The sequence below is a fragment of the Microvirga sp. P4_A5 genome (assembly GCF_056402495.1).
Map to the genome: position 1 here is coordinate 1 of NZ_JBFUHH010000023.1, position 19,324 is coordinate 19,324.

Below are 19,324 nucleotides of genomic sequence, written 5' to 3' on the forward strand. Positions count from 1 at the left end.
GAGGCTTAAGCGGACGCAGCAAGAACGACCGCCGCGTGCCAGAAGCGGTCATCCCGAGCACGTTACCAAACACCATAATCTGACCATTGGCGGTGACATACTCGCGCAAGCTCGGCATTCTTCCTTGGGTACCCTCAAGGCCCCAGACAGCGAGCGCCCCCTCGAACTGTGTTAGTTAGGCTCTCCGCTTATAGCGCGATGCTTGTGGTGCCTTTCATCAGCACGGGCCCAGTCGGTCGTCCGGTGGGTGAGCCTGTGGCGGGTTCGAGGGTAATCTCGAAAAGTTGGTTCGGCCCGGTCCGGGGCAGGTTACCGAGGTTGAGGCGCACGGTGCGCGCCTGGTCGATGAGGCCAACGGAGACGGGGCCACGGGCTCGATCCCAGAGAGTCCAGATTTCGAGAGCTTGGCCGGGCGGAACCGGGATCGCCTCGAGCGGGATGAGCTCGGCGTTGCCATTGGCAAAGGCGTTGACAACCGCGGCCGGGCGGTTCTGCTCGGTGAGCAACACGGCAATGAGCACGGGCTCCCGTGCCGCACGCGTGGCGAGAAGGCCCACCCCAAGCGCCAGCAGAAGCGACGCGAACGCGCCTGCAATGCCCGCGATGCGCCAGAACGGCAGAGAGCGCCAGAGCGCCGCGAAGGCAGCGCGCGGGCTTGGGATCACAGGGGGTATTGGATCCTCAACCCGCAGCGGTGCCGTCGCCCCGTCGAGACCTGTTTCGATCCTGCTCCAGAGCTCGTCTCTCGGTGGCATAGGTGCCGCTATAGCGTCGAGCTCCGCCAATCGGGCCTGCCATTGCGCGACGGCCTCCTGAAAGCGTGGATCACTCCCGGCGAGGCGTTCGGCGGTCCGCCGCTCGTCACCATCGAGCAGGCCGACGACGTACTCTGCGGCGAGCCGCTCATGCTCCGGGGTCATGGCATGCACTCCCGCAACACAGCGAGCGACCGGCGGATCCAGGATTTCATGGTGCCGAGAGGAACGCCGAGGCGGCCTGCGAGTTCGCCATGACTCAGACCCTCCACATAGGCGAGAAGGATTGCCTTGCGGCGGAGCGGCTCCAAGCGCTCAAGGCATCGCCGTAGGGCGCTTGCGTCGGAAAGCCGGACCACGAGCGCCTCGGCATCCTCCCCGGGAGCCTCCAGCCCCATCGACTCGAAATCGTCTACGACATCCGTCCGGGCCTCCCCCCGCAGGATGTTGAGCGCGCGGTTGCGCAGGATGGCATAGAGCCAAGTGCGCCCCGTGCCCCGCGCGGGGTCGAAACTTGCCGCTTTCTGCCAGACCTGCACGAAGGTGTCATGTACCGCTTCCTCGGCTAGCGCACGCCGACGCAGGAGGCGCATCGCGACGCCGAGCATCCGTGATGCTTCCTCGTCGTAAATTCTGCGCAAGGCAGCGCGATCGCCGCCGGCGGTGAGGCGCAGGGCGTCGTTCAGGTCGAAAGGTGAGGAAGGTACCATCCCCAACGCCGCCGTCACACAAGGTCTCCGTTCCCAGTCGATGCAGATTACACGGCAGAGCCTGTCCTGGATGCAGCCCTCCAAAAAATTTTCAGTGGAGTGCATCCGACCCTTCATCTGCCGTGTAGCTCCATCACTGGCGGCATCGCGCCGGGAAACATAATGGAGACCACCATGAAGTCGACCATCCTTGCTGCCGCGCTCGTTGGCACGACGCTGAGCGCCGGCGCCGCCCAGGCCCAATCCGTCGCGGCGCTTGTCGGCGACGATACCATCGCCGTCGTCGACGTCGCCGCGAAGCGGGTCGGCAAATCAATGAAGGTGTCGGGCCTTTCCGGAAAACTGTTGGGCATCGATGTCAGGCCCGCGGACGGCTTGCTCTACGGGCTCGTGGCCGATGGTACGGTTGTCACCATTGACCCAGCATCCGGCAAGGCGACCGAGAAGTCCAAGCTCGACGCGATGATGCCTTCCGGAATGATGGCGACGGTTGACTTCAACCCGGTAGCGGATCGCCTGCGCGTGATCGGCTCGGATGGGACAAACCTTCGCGCCAATGTCGACGAYGGAAAGGTGACCAAGGACGGTCAGCTCAAGTTCTCCGACAACGACATGCACAAAGGCAAGGCTCCCAGGATCGTCGCCGGCGCTTATACGAACTCCATGAAAGGCGCGAAGGAGACCACGCTCTATGACATCGACGCTACAGGCGCTCTGGTGAAGCAGGCTCCACCGAATGACGGTATCCTCAACTCGATCGGCATGATCGGGATGACCGCTGAGAACGCCGCGTTTGATATCGTCTACGAGACCGCGAGCCAGGGTATGAACACGGCTTGGCTCATGGCTGGCGATAGCCTCTACCAGATCGATCTGGCGACCGGCAAGGCGAATTCGGTCGGCAAGATCTCCGGGGTGAGCGGTTCAGTCCGGGACATCGCGGCGCTGCCGATGATGTGATCGCGGGAGCAGCCCTCTCAGTCAAGGGGAGGGCTGGCTTTTGAGCACCGGGCTGGAACAACAGCGCCGTTAAAGGCTAAAGGTCAGCACTGGGTCAAAAAGCGAAATCCCCACAATGCATTGAAGGTCAGCTCTCGCGCTCATACCTGACCTTCAAACGAAGAACTTAAATTGGCACCAACAAGACGCAACTCAGCGGCAAAGGGTCAAACAGCTCCTGAGAAGCTCTTGTACAGCCCAATTGCTCTTTACACCCCCCAGTGCACTGAGAGCTGCCGATCACCCGCAGTCCGCGTCGTAGACAAGAGCAGATAAGACGTTCCCCTGCGCGATTATTCGAAGGTTCGCGTCCATGGTGACATCACGCTGGGGATCATAGTAGCCCAGGGTTTTAAGCCTCGCATCCAGCGCTTTTTGTCGTGCGTCTGACATCGTCTCAATGTAGCCGAGGATACGAAAGTTGCGGTCCCGAATTGTTTTGCGATGCACGCACGAGGCCTTTTTGGCTTTGAGTTCTCAACTTAGCCAACAGCCGAGACCCTGAGCTGAGTAAATACTGCCGCTCAAGGTCAACGATCTGAAGGCTAATGCAGGCGTTTCGACCCTTCCGCTCGACTCCATTGGCCATTTGCAGCCAATGAGCCGAACTCGGTTACCGCGACATCAATTCGCCCTTGGCTTACCACGACCATTCAGAGCCAGCCCTTTTGCGGCTGCTGCTGTGGCAATGGCGTTGTCCAACTCTCCAGCAGGAACGGCCTCGATGAGCGTGGGGAGATTGGCAAGAGGGCCGACCTCAATCGCGGTCTTGCCCTTCATAATTTCCATTGATTTGACGTCACACAAGTATAAACCATTGAACTTGTTACGACTTTGTCAAAGTGCACAAGCTCTGCGCTAGATTGAGGATCCCGAAACTTACGTTCTCCTCACTACAGCTAAAATTTAATTGCGGCATCGGCTGCAAGTCAGATCAGCCACCTTCCCCTCGGAAAGGTGCGGGTTCTGCTCCTGCTAATGTCAAGCACATCTCCCACGTGGGCTCGCTCTGGATCCTGACCATGCAGTCAAAAAATCAATAAAGTCATCATATAACTCATGCGCCCAGGAAAGGAGCATTGGCGCAATTTTAGATTGATATGCCTACAGCGCATAGCTCATGTGTGCTGACCTATCTACCGCGCAGCAGCATAAGAATTATCTATTCATCACGAGGCTTATTGAACGCCTCTGTAGAGGGATAAGAATTATGCTCGTAACAGCAATCCTCCGTCTCGTGATGCGCGTCGTTAATGCAACTGCCTATGCGAACCAGCTCAGGGCCGAACGTGTTCTGAATGCGCATCTCGCACGCGCTGGCAACACCCTCGACTGAGAACGCCAGTAAGTCATAAATGCAAAATTCTTCAGTCTCTGCGAAGCAACTCACAACCAACCCTGCCTGTCACGGCGGGTTGCGGCTATGAGCGACAACTGGGCTACATTCCTGCGACCGGGAAAACACACGAAATCGGTCCAAGCGCGAAGAGCCGCCCCCTCCGCTTCAGCTGCCGTCCCGCACGGTTCTGACAAAGGGCCCTGTGGTGCGCCTTCGCTCTCGCAACTGAGGCAGAGAAAATGCGCCTCGTACTGCCCATATAATTCGAGGCAGGTGATCCCTAATTCGGCGCTTCTGCACACTGGGCATGGCTTAGGCTCAGTCATTGTCGTTCCACTCTACCGTTGATACGGACATTGCGGATTAGGGAAGCACTAATCTACACGGATGAGATTGTCGCTCGTGCCTTTCCGAGGCTCTCACTCGCTGATGTTGAGGATCGAAATCTTCGATTCTTCCCGACGCCACAACCAGTAACACTCCTGAATAGCCTCACGAGCGAGCTCTGGCTCGCGATCCCTTAGGGCTTGCACAAGTGCACGGTACGCTTCGACGTTTCGCTCGAACGCACCGCGGACCATGGAGATGATCCTGACCTTGTTCGCAATCACAGACCGGATGACGGACGAGAGGCCATCGATGACGATGACGATCACAGGGTTGCGGCACGCCCTGGCGAGGCTGGCGTGAAGCTCGAACTGGAGCTCAACCACATCCTCTAAGGAGTCTGATGCGGCAATCTGATCGATGAGATCCTCGAGCGCCTCAAGATCAGCAGTGCTGGCCTGGATCGCGGCGGCACCCGCCATCTCTCGGCCAATCATCTCCATGGCGCTTTGGATTTGATCAATCGAGATGAACCCAAGCTTCAGAGCAACGCCGAAATAGAACTGCAGGAACCGCGAGTTCGGGAGCGCCAGATAGGTTCCGCTGCCTTGGACGCGCTGGAGCAGCCCGAGCGTCTCCAGAACGGTCAGCCGATCCCGCAAAGTCGGACGCTGGATGCCGAGTTGGTCGGCCAGCTCACGCTCCGTGGGGAGCTTGATCCGTCCGCTGCTGTCGGGCCTCAGCTCCATTGCGATGTCGATGACGCGCGCAAGGATATCGTCTTCGCCGTCGGTCATATAAAACCGTAGTTCCTTTTACCCAGTGGCTCGCACCCTAGCCGGGGCCGCGCCTCCTCATCCGCGTACGGGCCAGAACTACGATCTGCAAGCGCGTGCATCAAGTCGCGCAGTTGCGGGTAAGCGGATTCGAAGATCTTGAACATGCGGTCGTAGGTCTCGATGGTTCTCTGGGACCCGGGCCGAATCGCGGTGGCGTTGGCTGAAATCAGTGGAAGTTCTCTGTCGTCGCTGCCCGTGAACAGCCCTGCCGCTATAGCACCGAGCAAGCCGGCTCCCAGCGCCGCAGCGTCGGGCATGTCAGACATGATATAGTCGAGCTTCAGGACATCTGCCTTCATCTGTCCCCAGAACTTGTTCCGCGCTCCGCCGCCCACGCTGAGCATGCGCTCCGGGCGCTTGCCCCACTTGACCGAACCCCGCTCCAAAATTTGCCGCAGGCCGAAGGTCGTTCCTTCGAACACAGCGCGGACCATGTCCTGTCGGCTGTGGCGGAGGAGTAGCCCGAGCCAACTGCCGCTCGCTTCCGCGTCCCAGATGGGGCTCCGCTCGCCGGCAAGGTAGGGCAAAAACAAGAGACCATTGGCTCCTGGAACAGACTCCTGCGCCAAGCGCTCCAACTCGGCGAGAGTCTTGAGTTCCGGCCAGACCTTGTTGTTGAGCCAGCCGAAGGCACCACCCAGCGTCGACATCGCTCCATGAGCCAGCCAGCGGCCGGGCACGATATGCTGACGATGCAGGAAAGACGGTTCGAAGTCCGGTCGGTCGAGACAGAAGGTAATGACCCCGGACGTGCCAACCGATTCGAAAACCTCGCCGCTGTCCATCAGGCCAACCGCAAAGGAGGCCGCAGCCGTATCAGCAGAACCAAGCGCCACAGAGGTACCGACAGGAACTCCCGTCAGAGAGGAAGCTTCATCTGTCACCCGGCCAATTGCGTCGGTGCAGGCACTGATCTCCGGCAGGATTGCCGCATCAAGTCCCCACAGGGCCAGGAGATCACGGTTCCAGGACGGTTTGGGATCAGCAATGCGCATCAGACCCGAATAAGAGGCTTGTGTCGGCTCAATGCCATCCCGCCCGCCGAGGCGGCGAGCCAGAAACCCGTTGAGCATAGTGACCCGCCGCACTTTTGCCCAAGCGGCTGGCTCGTTCTCGCGGATCCACGCCAAATTGGCTGCCCAGCAGGTTGACGTGCTGCCCCGGTTGCCGGTCTGCTGCACATCTGCCTCAGCATCGGTCCCGACCACGTCTTCGAGACGCACCTGAGCGCGGCCATCGAGGTAAAGGATGCCCGGCCGTACCGCCTGCCCGTCCTCGTCGAGAAGGATGGTTGTCGGGCAGGTTGTAGCGAGCCCGATTGAGACGATCGTGGGGACGCGGGCGGCAACCTCCCGAATAGCATCGGCGGTGGCCGCCCAGTAGCGGTCGAGGTCAATTTCGGCCCAGAGCGGATAAGGTGTGACCACAGGAACCGTCCGGTGCGCCTTCGCAACCAAGCGGCCTTCACGCGTGAAAGCGCAAACCTTGATACCGCTCGTTCCAGCGTCGACCCCGAGGAAGGCTTCAGTCATTGCGAATCGCCACCTTCAGTGCCCGTCCGCTCTCCGCCTCCTTGAGCGCCTCGACAGCATCCGCTAGTCCGAAGCGATGGGTTACGAGCGAGTTGGCATCGATGAGCCCGCCTGCGAGCAGGTTGAGAGCTGTCTCATAGTCCTGGCGGCGCAGCGCGCTCGCCCCGGTCACGACGATCTCGTTGTAGTGCACGAGATTGACGTCGAATGTCGCCATGTCACCTGCCGAGAAGCCTGCAAACAGATTGACGCGGCCACCCTTGCGAACGAGCTTCAGCGCCTCGTTGGCAAGCGCCGGAACGCCGATGGCCAAGATTGCCACGTCCGCGCCGAGCCCGTCAGTCACGCCACGGATCACCCCCGCCAGATCTTCCTTGGTCGGATCACAGGCGATGTCGACGCCGCGCTCGAGGGCAGCCTCGCGGCGCATCTGGTTGGGCTCGCTGACGATGACCAGTCGTGCCCCGGCCCGGCGCGCGAGTGCCGCATGCATGAGGCCGATCGGCCCTGCCCCGAGGATGACCACCACGTCACCAAGTTCAACGCCGACATTGCGCAGGCCGTTGATGCAGCACGCCAGCGGTTCAGCCAAAGCCGCCGCTTCGAACGGCATGCCCTGCGGAATACGGACGGCATTACCTGATTCTAACGCGAGCGCAGGCACCTTCAGGTACTCGGCATAAGCCCCATCGAATTCGTATCCGATGGCCTGACGATTCTGGCAGACATTCTCACGGCCGGTTTTGCAGTAGGCGCATTTGCGGCAGGGAATGACAGGATTAACCGATACCGGGTCACCGCAGGAGAACTGCGAGACGCCTGCCCCCACTTCAACCACCTCGCCCGCGAACTCGTGGCCGAGAACGGACGGGAAGCGGACGCCCTTGGTTTTGCGGCCACGTAGGATGCGAATATCCGTCCCGCACACAGTCGCCGCCCTCACCTTCAGGATCAACTCACCGGGCCCCGCGGACGGGGTTGCGACATCCTGCAAGACGACGTCGTCGGGAGCTCGAAGAACTGCTGCCTTCATTTCTGGAGATCCTTCTCTTCTTCAAGGGCGCGCTCGTAAACTTTGAGGGCTCCTTCGACGCTGGCGTCATCGTGCATCAAAGCGGACAAGGATTTGATAACGGCAGAGGTATGCGGGTGCGACCACACGAAGCGGCCATAGGTAACGCCGCGCATACCGACATCGAGTGCCTGGCGGGTCATGCGCAAATAGTCCTCCAGAGTCTCGCCCATCTCGCCACCAGCCAGAGCCACGATGGACGGGCAGGCATCCACCACCGAGCGGAAGCTCTCGGCTGAACCGGACCACATGGTTTTGATGATGTCGACGCCAAGCTCGGCGCCAGCGCGCACCGCGTAGGCCAGCACCTCAGCGTCGTGCTGATCCTTGATCAGCGCGCCCTTCGGATAGATGTGCGCGACAAGCGGCATGCCGGCCGAAGCTGCGTCCTTGGAGATCTTGCTGAGGAATGTCAGCTGCTGGGCCTGGTCGGGACCGCCGACGATGCAGCCCACCGAAATGGCGTCAGCACCAAAGCGCACCGCTTCCTCCACATCCGCAACGGGCGTGTCATACGTCGGATGATACTGCACGGAATAGGCGCTAGCCTTCAAGATGATCGAGGCCTGGCCCGCATAGGGTGCGAACACCTTCTCGGCGATGCCCTTGTGCATGGTGATACCGTCAGGCTTGCCGGCTACAACCTTGCGCATAACAGAGCGGATATCCACAAGTCCGGGCATCATCCCGCGGGTGATCGGATGGTCAACCGTGATGGCGAGCATGCGGCCAGACTTGGGATTCACGATCCGGTTCAGACGAACTTCTTTCCCGAGAAACATAGAGGCTCCTTAATGCAGGTCGGATGTTGCCGACGAAACTGGGATCAGGTTTGGTTATACCAATTAAGGTTCCTATACAAGCATAAACATCAATTGGTTGTACCAATTTTACGCTACTAGGTTCCTGGGTTTACCAGCCCGAAACAGCTCGATGTTCTCAAACAGCTGGTCCGTGAGCCCCTGGACAGCCTCGCTGCTCGCCCAAGCCACGTGCGGCGTAAGGATGAAGTCGGGCCGGTCCAGCAGGCGCATAAATGGGTGATCCGCAGCTGGCGGCTCCGCCGTGACCACATCAAAGGCGGCGCCGGAGATTTGTCTGGCTGTGAGCGCATCCGCCAGGGCAGCCTCGTCCACTAGCCCTCCGCGGGCCGTGTTGATGAGCAGGGGCCGACGCTCCATGAGGGCGAATTCCAGAGCAGCAATCATGTTGCGGGTCGAGGGCATCAGCGGAGAGTGCAGCGTGATGACGTCGCTCTGGCGCAGCACATCCTCGAAAGGGGTGTAGAGCGGCCCCATGCCGGTTGAGCCCTTGTAGGCGGAGAACAGCACTCGCATGCCGAAGCCTCGGGCGATGTCGGCAACGGCCTGTCCAAGCACGCCATCGCCGATGATGCCGAGGGTCGAGCCGGCGAGATCGCGGATTGGATAGTCGAAGAAGCAGAACTGACTCGCCTCCTGCCATCGGCCTCGGCGAACAGCGTCCGCATAGGCTAGGATGCTGCGCCGCAGGGTGAGGATCAGCGCGAAAGTGTGTTCGGGCACAGTGTTCACCGCATAATTGCGGATGTTGCACACGGAAATACCGCGCTCCTGGCAGGCTGCGACGTCGACGACGTCGTACCCGGTGGCCGCAACAGCGACGAGCTTGAGGTTGCGTGCCTGCGCGATGGCATCGCGTCTTACCGGTGCCTTGTTGGTGATGACGATCTCAGCATCAGCAATGCGCGTGCCTACATCGCCCGGAGCAGTCTTGCCATAGGTGATAAGTTCATGGGGGAAGGACAGCGTCCGCAGCTGCGTTTCTGGAGAGAGCGTCTCTCGATCGAGGAACACAATGCWGGCCGGCGCACCGGGCAGGGCTTCAGTCATACGACACCACTTTCTGCGAGTCGGTTGTGGCGATCTATGCGCGGCATGTGAGGTCTGGATCCGCCTCGACAAACCGGCTTCCACCGTCGCCAGGAAATGCAAAGGGCCAGATGTTGATACACCCTGCCCTTTCTTCACTTGTTGCCGTCAATAGAGCCCGAGGAGTCTGATCGGCCCCAGGGTCAAGACTGGAAACAGGACCAGCGCCAGGATCGCGGCAGTCAGGATCCCAACCGGGATCATAGATCCGCGGATAACGTCCTCAATCCGCATTTTCGCCACTTGAGCCACAGCGAACAGACAGACACCAACCGGCGGGGTGACGAGGCCAAGCGTGAGGGTGATCACGGTCACGATCAAGAAGTGCATCGGGTCGATGCCCATTTTCAGTGCCGGAGGTAGCAGCACCGGTATCAAGATGAACATGGCCGCAATGGCATCCATGAACATCCCAACCACGATGAGGAACAGGAAGATTAGGAACAGCGCCATAGTCGGGCCGGTGCTGATGCTGGCTAGGAAATTAGCGACCTGGACTGGCAGGCCGTCGAAGGCGAACACCCAGGCAGCGAGCTTCGCGGTTGCGGCAATGAACAGAATCGTCCCAGAGGCCCGGGCCGTCTCGACCAGGATACTCCATATCTCTGCTGGAGGAATTGAGCGATAAACGACGACTGACAGGAACATCGTATAGAGCACCGCAATTGCGGCGGCTTCCGTGGGCGTGAAGAAGCCATTGACGATGCCGCCGAGTAGGATGACCGGTGTCAGCATCGGTAGGATAGCGCGAAGCCCAGTCGTCACAACCAAGCGGAGATTGAACGGAGTCGGTGGATTATAGCCGTAGTGCACAGCGTAGAAATGGTTGAACACCATGAATACGAAGGCGATGAACAGGCCTGGGATCAGGCCAGCCACCAACAGCGTGCCGATGGATACGTTTGCGATCGAGCCTGCGATCACGACCAAGATGGATGGCGGGATGATGGAGGACAGCGTCGAGGTGACGAGCGTCATGCCGACCGCGTAACTCTTGGGAAAGCCATGCCGCTCCATAGCTTTAATCTCGATCGCGCCGACAGAAGCGATGTCGGCAACGGACGATCCGGAGATGCCGCCGAAGATCACCGAGGAAACCACGTTTACGTGGCCGAGGCCGCCGGGCATCCAGCCGACCATCGCCTCGGCGAAGTCGAAGATACGCTCGGCCACACGCCCCCGCTCCATGAAATGCCCGACCAGGATGAAGAGCGGCACGGCCACAAGCAGGAAGGAGTTCATCGCCGAGAACATGCTCTGCGAGAGGAGATCGATCGGGGTGGACGTGAACATCATGATGGCCGCCACGCTAGCCAGGCCGAGCGCTACTGCCAAAGGAACACCAAGGGCAGACAGCCCCAGGAAGAGAAGAAGAAGCGCAATGCTCACGGCGTATGTCCTTTCGAAACAAAGACATCAGGCTCGTCGAGGTCAACCCGCGGCGCGCCAACCTCCGGAAGCGCAATGAGATCGCGCTTCGTCTTCAGCGACTCAACGATGGCCAAGACAGCTAGAATTGCCGAGATGGGCATGATGAGACCGATCACCCACATCGGGATGGCGAGCGTCGCCGCCTCCTCGCTCATCATGATCTGCTGGCGAACGAGGCTAAGGCCAGTCCACCCCATGATGCCGAAGAACAGAACGGATGAGACCACATAAATTGGCACCGCTAATCGCCGGAACAGGCGTGGCGCCGCAGCGATGAACACCACAACGCGGGCACTTTCAACGGTGCGGAAGCCCGCGGCGAGGCCCAGGAAGACCATCCAGACAAAGAGAAAGCGGGTGGCCTCCTCAGACCAGGAGACAGGCTGTCCGATCAAGCGGCTTACAATCTGTACGACCACGACAATCAGGATCCCGGCTGCCGTGGCGCCAGCTGCAAAGTCCGCAGTGAGCTTGACGAAACGGCCGAGCAAAGACGGTTGTTGAGCCATGGGGCTTCACCTCTCAGATGGATCCTGGCCGCAGGTTCGCGACCAGGATGCCCTGTAGGACTGTCTTACTACTTGCTGACGGCCGCGATGGTGCGGTCGAAGAAGGTCTGATCCTTCACGAGCTTGGCGAAGGTCGGAAACAGCTCCTTGGCGACGTCAGCGAAAGCCTTCTGTTGCTCAGGGGTGAGGCGGTCGACCTTCATGCCCTTCTCGGTCAGCGCTGCGATCGACTTGCCCTCGTCTGCAGCGTCGTTTTCCACCTTCCAAGCCTCGGCCTCAACAGCCGCTTCTTTGATCGACTTCTTCTGGTCTTCAGGGAGAGCGTTGTACTTAGCGGGGTTGATTCCCAGCACCCAACCATCCGCCATATGGTTTGTCATGGTGGCGAAGGATTGCACTTCATAGAACTTAGCCGTGACCGGGATGTTGATCGGGTTTTCCTGGCCATCGATGACCTTCAGCTGCAGGGCATTGTAAACCTCTGCAAACGCCATTGGGGTCGGGGCAGCGCCCATCTTCTTGAAGAACTCGACCCAGAGCGGGTTGTTGGGCACGCGAAACTTCATGCCGGCCAGATCCTGCGGGCCCGTGATCGGCTTGCGGGAATTGGTCATCTGGCGGAACGGACGCGGCCACAGGCCGAGACCTTGAATACCGATATTGTTAAGGTCAGCGATCAGCTCCTGCCCCAGCGGCCCGGACAGGTATGTGCGGAGCTGGGCCGTATTGGTGAAGAGGTACGGAACTGAAATCGCCGTGAACTTCGGGTTGAAGTTGGCATAGAGCGACGTCGAGAGCAGCAGCATGTCAAGCGAGCCACCTGAAAGCTGCTTCACTGCAGCTGAGGGATCGCCGCCATACAGCTGGCCATTTGGGAACACCTTGATCGCGACCTTGCCGCCTGTCTTCTGCGACACCAGCTCGGCGAACTTGTTGGCCGCCAGAGTGATCTCAGAATTATCCGGATCAGGCGTTGAGAGAGTAAAATTGGTCTGAGCACTCGCTGCAGTCGCAGCAATCATTACAGCGGCTGTGGCCAAGCCACGAATCATCGACTTCAGCATTCTTGTCCTCCATGAAAACGTTACGATGTTATTATTGGTTATACCAAAAAGTTAGCCGAAGGCGAAGCGAATGGCAAGCGTTGCAGCGATTGGCATAACCAATTATTACTCACGACCGTGATCGGAGAAAATGTTCTGACCTTCTCTTGCTAAGCGTGGCAGGACTTGGCGGCGTCGGGGCGAGTCAGCAGATCTGAGGTGGCGGCTGAAAGTTTAGCTTATAAGAAAGGGCGTAAGTTGCGCTTGCTCGGTCGTATTTGGAGAGCGAAGCTGGATTACCCGAGCATTTTTCATAGACAGGGCTCCGGCGCGATGAAGACAATCACGGACTTCCCAGCTTGGCACGCGCTTCAGGCGCATTCCGATGGCATTCGAAACCTTCATTTGCGCGATCTGTTTGCCCAGGACCCACAGCGTTTCAATCGCTTCTCGCTCCGGCTTGAGGATCTCCTGCTCGACTACTCCAAGCACCGGATCACAACTGAGACCATGACGCTTCTCCTCCGCTTGGCCAGGGCCGCGGATGTGGAGGGCTGGCGGGACAGGATGTTTGCGGGGGAGAAGATCAACAGTACCGAGGATCGAGCCGTGCTGCACGTTGCGTTGCGCAACCGCGCAGAACGACCAATCCTTGTCGATGGCACTGACGTCATGCCGGAGATCGCGGCTGTGCTGGAAAAGATGCGGCTCTTTTCAGAGCAGGTCAGAAGCGGCTCCTGGCGCGGGGCGACGGGCGAGGCCATCACAGATGTCGTCAATATCGGCATTGGTGGCTCGGACCTTGGCCCTGTCATGGCTTGCGAGGCGCTGAAGCCGTACCAACGCCCGGACCTGAGGCCGCATTTCGTGTCCAATGTCGACGCGGCCCATCTCTCCCACACCCTCGCTCGTCTCGATCCTGCACGCACGCTGTTCATCGTGGCATCGAAGACCTTCACGACGCAGGAAACGATGACTAACGCTGCCAGCGCGCGATCCTGGCTAACCGAAGCCTTGGGTGAGGACGCGGTGGCGAAACACTTCGTCGCCGTCTCAACCAACGCTACCGAGGTGGCGCGGTTTGGCATCGATACGACGAACATGTTCGAGTTCTGGGACTGGGTTGGCGGACGCTACAGCCTCTGGTCCGCTGTCGGCCTGCCAATCGTGCTGGCCGTCGGGTTCGACCACTTCATTGAGCTGCTGGAGGGCGCCCATGAAATGGACGAGCATTTCCTCAGCGCTCCCCTTGAGCAGAATATGCCCGTGATTATGGGTCTCCTTGGCATCTGGTACCGCAATTTCTTGGGGGCCTCGACCCTCGCCCTGCTGCCTTACGACCAGCACCTCGTTCGGTTCGCGGCGTATTTCCAGCAGGGCGACATGGAGAGCAACGGCAAGTCCGTGCGCCGAGATGGCACACGAGTGGAATATGATACGGGCCCGATCATCTGGGGTGAGCCGGGCACGAATGGGCAGCACGCCTTCTTTCAGCTTCTCCACCAAGGCACGGCGCTGGTACCGGCCGACTTTCTCGCGGCAGCCGAGAGCCAGACGCCCTTGGCAGATCATCATGAAAAGCTGCTCGCGAACTTCCTGGCGCAGACTGAAGCCCTCGCGTTTGGCAAGACGGCAGATGAAGTCCGAGCCGAACTTCGGGAGCGTGGCCTAACGGGTGAGGCCTTGGACGCCCTTGTGCCGCACAGGGTCTTCGATGGAAACCGGCCTACGACCTCGATCCTTTACCACAAGCTGACGCCACGCCGTCTCGGCTCCCTGATTGCCCTCTACGAGCACAAGATCTTCGTTCAGGGCATCATCTGGGGCATCAACAGCTATGATCAGTGGGGCGTCGAACTCGGCAAGGAACTGGCATCAAGGATCCTGCCGGAGCTCCAAAGCCACGAGACAGTGACAGGGCATGACAGCTCGACGAGCGGCCTGATCAACCACCTCCAGCATCTTTGCAGGTCTTCGCAGTAGGTTCGAAACTACTAGGTCCGAATGCCGTCACCGCACTACCAACCATCCATGCTTTCACTAGCACCCGAATCTGCCGGCTCAGAGAAGACAGATCAGTCAGCCAGCATTTTACCTTTCCACAAACAAACTCGGGCACGAGGTCAGTAATGTTAAACGATGCTGAAATTCTGCGAGCCCTGTTCGATGCGGCGCTGAACGCAGCTCTCCCAAACGGAAAGTTCGATGGTAGGCTGCCGCCGAAACCATACGGACGAACTATCGTCCTAGGCGCAGGAAAGGCCTCTGCGCGCATGGCAACAGCTTTTGAGGAAGCTTGGACACATGCGGGCGGAACCTGCGAAGGACTCGTGGTCACGCGCTATGGCCATGCGGCGCCGACCCGATTCGTCGAGATCGTCGAAGCCTCCCATCCGGTTCCCGATGAGGCAGGCCTGAACGCAGCGCGCCGAATCCTGGCTCTCGCACAGCAGGCTGGCCCGGATGATCTCGTCGTCTGTCTGATGTCTGGCGGGGCCTCGGCACTCCTGTCGTTGCCGGCTGAAGGGGTGACGCTGGCTGACAAACAGAATCTCAACCGTGCCTTGCTGAAATCCGGCGCACCAATCGGCGAAATGAACCGGGTGCGCAAGTCGCTCTCCGCGATCAAGGGCGGGCGGCTCGCGGCAGCGGCCGGCAAGGCGCAGCTCGTCACCTACTTGATCTCTGACGTTCCGGGCGACGATCCCGACAGCATCGGGTCGGGCCCGACGATCCCCGAACGGGTCGATCCGGACGTCGCTCTCAGTATCCTGCGCAAGTACGGCATCGACGTGCCTGAACATGTCCTCCAGACCATCAAGGCCAATACGATAGACGGCCCCCCTGCGGGCGGCGCGCTGCATATGCTCGCGACCCCGAAGATGGCGCTCGATGCCGCCGCAGCGAAAGCGCGTGAACTCGGTCTTGCCCCCTTAATCCTCGGGGATGCCATTGAAGGTGAGGCGCGGGAGGTAGGGCGCGTCATGGCTGGAATTGCTCAGTCGGCCCGCAGACATGGAGACCCGGTCAGAGTTCCCTGCGTACTGCTATCGGGTGGCGAGACCACTGTCACCGTGCGAGGGCAAGGGCGGGGCGGGCGCAATGCGGAATTCCTACTGTCACTCGCTCTGGAGTTAAAGGGCGAGGCTACTGTTTCCGCCATCGCCTGCGATACGGATGGCATCGACGGCTCGGAAGACAACGCGGGAGCATGGTTCGGTCCGATGCTGCATGAGTGCGCGCGAGACAAGGGGATGGACCTTGCGGCCTACTTGGCGAATAACGATGCCTATACAGCCTTTGCGAAACTCGACAGGCTTGTGGTCACAGGACCGACCCTGACGAACGTGAACGATTTCCGCGGCATTCTCATCCGTTGATGGCGGATTGCATAATGATCTGCTCCGGCGCTGAAGGACYGCGTCAACGTCCGGTGTTCGCACCTCAAGCAGACACTCGGCTTACTTCCGAGAAGTGCCATTAGGCGACATTCATCTGGCGCCATCACCCCTCTATTTCAACTGCCAGCACGACTACGCTGCTTGCAATGGACGGGTTCTGGCGGGGGGGCGTCATGGAAGTGGCGGCGACAGCCTCTCGAGCAGAGCCTTCGACCTACACAGCTCAAGGACATCAAATCCCTCGCTGAACCAGCAGTGGATCGGAACAAGGAGATCACGGGCTTCTGCCTGCCGCTTCTGCTCACGAAGCATCTCGGCAAGATCACAGGCAGACTTGAGCTCCCACATACGTGCTCCCTGCTCCCGCGCGATCTCCAGAGCTTTGCGGTAGCTGCGCTCGGCCTCATCAAGGCGCCGCATGAGCAGGAGCAGTTGGGCCTGTATCCGGTACAGCTCGGCGTTGAAGAACCGGCTGCCCGTCTCCTCCGTCCAAGCCAGGGATTCCTCAATGACCCGCAAGCCTTCCTCAGAGGTGCCGCAACGACAGTAGGCCCGCGCCAGCACGCCGTCGTGGAGCGATCGTGCAAAGCCCGGCTGCGGGTGCTGGCGCTTGTACTCCATCTGCTCCGGGTCGTCGTGCAGGGCCACCGCCACGAGGCGCTCGCGCAGGGCCACCTGTTGCCGCAGCCCGGAGAGGCCCCACTCCGTGGCAAGGGCCATGGTCGCCTCATTGGCGTTTCGTGCGCCGTCCCAGTCGTCCATCAGCTCGGCCAAGTGACCGGACATGTGGATCGCGTGGGCGGTGCTCAGGTGGTGCCCGCCGCGGTGGCCGAGAGCGATGGCATCGGCCACCGCCCGCCGAGCACGGTCCGGATAGCCTCGAACCCACAGCACGCATCCGCCAATGACCAGCAGGTGCGGGCCCGGATCGTCAAACTGCTCGATAAGGGCCGCGGGCCAGGGGCGCTCCTCGTAAAGACGGATCCCTCGCTCGAGATGCTCCTGCGCCTCCGGGAACTTCCCCAGCTTGTAGCGTGCATTAAGGAGCGTCTTGTGGCCGTCGACTTGGATGACGTGGTCGTTCTGGGCATTCCCCAGCGCCAGGATCTCGACACCGAGGCTCTCGGCAGTGCGCAGCTCGGCCTTGTTCGCATGGAAGAAGTAGAGGCCGACCAGAATGGGGTGCATCAGCCGCTTGTCACCCGACTCCGTGCAGAGATCTCGTGCCCGGTACAGCGCCTTCCCGACCTCCGGCGCCGAATATCCCTTGGCACTGGTGGCAGAGTTTCCCAGGCGCACCTGCAACCCAAGTTCGTGCTGGGCGCGCGGCCCCGGGTCGGGGATAAGGTTGACCATCTCGAGACCCCGCATGCAATGCGCGATCGCCTCCTGGTGAGCCTGCCGATGAGCGGCATAGTCCGCGGCACGCTGCCAGTAGAAGACCGCTCGCTCCGGTAGGCACGCCTCGGTAAGGTGGTGGGCGACGAGTTCGGGCTGACGGGTCACCACATCGGGAAAGCGTCGTTCGAGAACCTCCGCAATGATCGCATGCAGTTCCTGCCGGCGGCTCTTGAGCAGGCTCCCGTAGGCGGCGTCGCGCACCAGCGCATGCTTGAACGTGTAGCGCGCATCGGGAGGCGTGCCGCGCACGGCGACCAGTTCGACTGACATGAGCTGCCGGAGCGCGGCTCGCAGCCCGCGTTCGTCCTGCGGGTTGATGCTGGCCAGCATGTCGTAGGAAAACTCCCGCCCGATCACGGAGGCCTGCTGGGCCACGGCCTTCGCAGCTGGGACCCGGTCAAGGCGCGCCATGAGGCTGTCGTGCAGAGTGGCCGGGACGGCGCCGGACTCGCGCTCCAACACGGCCTTGGTGAGTTCCTCGACGAAGAGCGGCACGCCGTCGGTCCGCTCAACGATCTGGCGGCGCACTTCCACCGGCAATTCCGCGCTGCCTGCAATTGCTTCGGTGAGCTCGGTACTCTGGCACTGCGTTAGGCTGGCAAGCGGGATCAACGTGACGCTCGACCGCGCGCGCCATACGGGCGAGAACTCCGTCCGGAAGGTGATCAGCAGCAGGACGCGCTCGGACCCCACGCGGTCGACCAGTCGGTCTAACACCTCGAGGGTCGTCGGGTCGGCCCAGTGGACGTCTTCGATCAGCAGGAGGAGCGGTACCCGCCGGGCGAGACCAATCAGATACCCGATCAGCGCCTCCATCATCAGTTCTCGCTGCTGCCCTGAATCGTATGGGGATGGCCCGTATCGATCGCCCAAGGGGAGCGAGAGCATCATGGCGAACCCGGGCGCGGCGGTCAGGACTTCATCCGTCACTTGGGCCAGGAGGGTCTCCAGTTTCACCAGCCGCTCGCCAGGCGTTTCGTCCTGCTGGAACCCCGCGTCCCGCTCTATCCGCTCGACGAACGGGTGCATGGGAGAATTGCTGAAGAAGGGCGAGCACTGGCACTGCACGTCGGTGTGCGGCTGTGACTGCAAGCCGTCGCGGAACTCGCGCGCGATCCGTGATTTCCCGATCCCGGCCTCGCCGGACAGCAGCACCACCTGACCGTCTCCACCCCTGGCCTGCTCCCACTTCTGTGCGAGCAGCAAAAGTTCCTCAGTTCGCCCGATCAGCGGCGTGGCTCCGGTGCCGTGGGCCTCGAAGCGGCTCTCGACGGCGCGGGTGCCGAGAACCTGCCAGGCCGTGACGGGGGCGGCAAAACCCTTTAAGCGCTGGGAACCGAGGTCGCCGAGGTTGAATCCGCTGTGGAGCAGACGCCGGGTCGCTGATGCAATCACCACCGCGCCCGGTGACGCAAGGGTTTGAAGCCGCGCCGCAAGGTTCGGGGTCTCGCCCACGACGCTCCGTTCCTGGGCCGAACCCGTGCCGACCAGGTCGCCCACGACCACTAAGCCGGTGGCGATGCCAACGCGGGCGCGCAGCGGATCGACGCCAGACGGAACCGGGACGCGCCCCACCTTCTCCGTCAGGGCCAGCCCGGCACTGACGGCCCTGACGGCGTCATCCTCATGAGCCTGCGGATAGCCGAAATAGGCGAGCGCCCCGTCGCCCATGTACTTCGCCACGAAGCCGCCGAACTCGGCGACGACTTCGGCGCAAACTTCATGATATCCGTCGAGGATCCTACCGTATTCCTCCGGATCCAGAGCGCTTGCGAGGGGCGTCGATCCGACCAGGTCGCAGAACAGGACCGTCAGTTGCCGCCGCTCCGCTTCCGCTCCGACGTTGGCGGGATGGGCTGGCGACCGAGCGCGGCGAGAAATGGCGTCCAGGAGCTTTCGGCGATGACCGACGGCATGAACGCCGAGTTCCTTCAGATCATCAGAGGTGAGCCGCGGCAGGATTGCGGCATCCACGGCATTGTCGCGGAAGGCCTGCTCGTACTGCGCCAGTCCGAGGCTTCGTAGCCACTGTGCGACATCCACGTCCCGTCTCCTG

General features: G+C 60.9%; 16 protein-coding genes. 4 read left to right on the top strand and 12 right to left on the bottom strand.

From position 1 onward, the window contains the following. Positions 1 to 188 precede the first annotated feature (188 nt). Positions 189 to 920, bottom strand: coding sequence for an anti-sigma factor (locus tag AC1DVM_RS08845; RefSeq protein WP_477253786.1), 732 nt, complete (start codon positions 918 to 920; stop codon positions 189 to 191). Beyond that, positions 917 to 1,465, bottom strand: coding sequence for a sigma-70 family RNA polymerase sigma factor (locus AC1DVM_RS08850; protein WP_477253788.1), 549 nt, complete (start codon positions 1,463 to 1,465; stop codon positions 917 to 919). Before AC1DVM_RS08850 ends, AC1DVM_RS08845 begins: the two co-directional genes overlap by 4 nt. 174 nt (positions 1,466 to 1,639) lie before the next feature. Between AC1DVM_RS08850 and AC1DVM_RS08855 the strand changes: the two genes are divergently transcribed. After that, complete coding sequence (locus AC1DVM_RS08855; RefSeq protein ID WP_477253790.1) at positions 1,640 to 2,425, top strand: DUF4394 domain-containing protein; 786 nt, start codon at positions 1,640 to 1,642, stop codon at positions 2,423 to 2,425. A 663-nt stretch (positions 2,426 to 3,088) separates the two neighbouring features. Here AC1DVM_RS08855 and AC1DVM_RS08860 read toward each other — a convergent pair. Next, positions 3,089 to 3,244 carry a hypothetical protein gene (locus tag AC1DVM_RS08860; protein WP_477253792.1) on the bottom strand — a complete coding sequence of 52 codons (156 nt, stop codon included), beginning with the start codon at positions 3,242 to 3,244 and terminating at the stop codon, positions 3,089 to 3,091. A 430-nt stretch (positions 3,245 to 3,674) separates the two neighbouring features. On the opposite strand from AC1DVM_RS08860, the gene AC1DVM_RS08865 reads away from it, so the two are divergent. Then, complete coding sequence (locus tag AC1DVM_RS08865; protein WP_477253794.1) at positions 3,675 to 3,800, top strand: hypothetical protein; 126 nt, start codon at positions 3,675 to 3,677, stop codon at positions 3,798 to 3,800. Positions 3,801 to 4,222: 422 nt separating this feature from the next. Here AC1DVM_RS08865 and AC1DVM_RS08870 read toward each other — a convergent pair whose 3' ends face one another. The 8 genes from AC1DVM_RS08870 to AC1DVM_RS08905 form a co-directional block, all read right to left on the bottom strand. After that, complete coding sequence (locus tag AC1DVM_RS08870; protein WP_477253795.1) at positions 4,223 to 4,927, bottom strand: FadR/GntR family transcriptional regulator; 705 nt, start codon at positions 4,925 to 4,927, stop codon at positions 4,223 to 4,225. Continuing rightward, a complete protein-coding gene (locus tag AC1DVM_RS08875; RefSeq protein ID WP_477253796.1) occupies positions 4,924 to 6,501 on the bottom strand; it encodes a xylulokinase in 1,578 nt (525 codons plus the stop codon). Before AC1DVM_RS08875 ends, AC1DVM_RS08870 begins: the two co-directional genes overlap by 4 nt. Next, positions 6,494 to 7,456, bottom strand: coding sequence for an alcohol dehydrogenase catalytic domain-containing protein (locus AC1DVM_RS08880; RefSeq protein WP_477253797.1), 963 nt, complete (start codon positions 7,454 to 7,456; stop codon positions 6,494 to 6,496). The genes AC1DVM_RS08875 and AC1DVM_RS08880 overlap by 8 nt, the downstream gene beginning before the upstream one ends. 74 nt (positions 7,457 to 7,530) lie before the next feature. After that, a complete protein-coding gene (locus tag AC1DVM_RS08885) occupies positions 7,531 to 8,355 on the bottom strand; it encodes a class I fructose-bisphosphate aldolase (RefSeq protein ID WP_477253798.1) in 825 nt (274 codons plus the stop codon). Between the two features lie 108 nt (positions 8,356 to 8,463). Then, positions 8,464 to 9,444, bottom strand: a complete 981-nt coding sequence (locus tag AC1DVM_RS08890) for a D-2-hydroxyacid dehydrogenase (protein WP_477253800.1) — start codon at positions 9,442 to 9,444, stop codon at positions 8,464 to 8,466. Positions 9,445 to 9,591: 147 nt separating this feature from the next. Beyond that, the gene (locus AC1DVM_RS08895; protein ID WP_477253802.1) at positions 9,592 to 10,872 is read right to left on the bottom strand and encodes a TRAP transporter large permease; all 1,281 of its coding nucleotides are present in this window, start codon (positions 10,870 to 10,872) and stop codon (positions 9,592 to 9,594) included. Then, positions 10,869 to 11,423, bottom strand: coding sequence for a TRAP transporter small permease (locus AC1DVM_RS08900; RefSeq protein WP_202063378.1), 555 nt, complete (start codon positions 11,421 to 11,423; stop codon positions 10,869 to 10,871). Before AC1DVM_RS08900 ends, AC1DVM_RS08895 begins: the two co-directional genes overlap by 4 nt. Before the next feature lie 68 nt (positions 11,424 to 11,491). Then, positions 11,492 to 12,487 carry a DctP family TRAP transporter solute-binding subunit gene (locus AC1DVM_RS08905; protein WP_477253804.1) on the bottom strand — a complete coding sequence of 332 codons (996 nt, stop codon included), beginning with the start codon at positions 12,485 to 12,487 and terminating at the stop codon, positions 11,492 to 11,494. Positions 12,488 to 12,799: 312 nt separating this feature from the next. Here AC1DVM_RS08905 and pgi point away from each other — a divergent pair, with 312 nt between their 5' ends. Beyond that, positions 12,800 to 14,449 carry a glucose-6-phosphate isomerase gene (gene pgi / locus AC1DVM_RS08910; protein WP_477253850.1) on the top strand — a complete coding sequence of 550 codons (1,650 nt, stop codon included), beginning with the start codon at positions 12,800 to 12,802 and terminating at the stop codon, positions 14,447 to 14,449. 146 nt (positions 14,450 to 14,595) lie between these two features. Next, a complete protein-coding gene (locus tag AC1DVM_RS08915) occupies positions 14,596 to 15,846 on the top strand; it encodes a glycerate kinase type-2 family protein (protein ID WP_477253806.1) in 1,251 nt (416 codons plus the stop codon). Between the two features lie 192 nt (positions 15,847 to 16,038). Here AC1DVM_RS08915 and AC1DVM_RS08920 read toward each other — a convergent pair whose 3' ends face one another. Beyond that, positions 16,039 to 19,311 (bottom strand): ATP-binding protein, encoded by a 3,273-nt coding sequence (locus tag AC1DVM_RS08920; RefSeq protein ID WP_477253808.1) that lies wholly within the window; start codon positions 19,309 to 19,311, stop codon positions 16,039 to 16,041. Between the last annotated feature and the right edge of the window lie 13 nt (positions 19,312 to 19,324).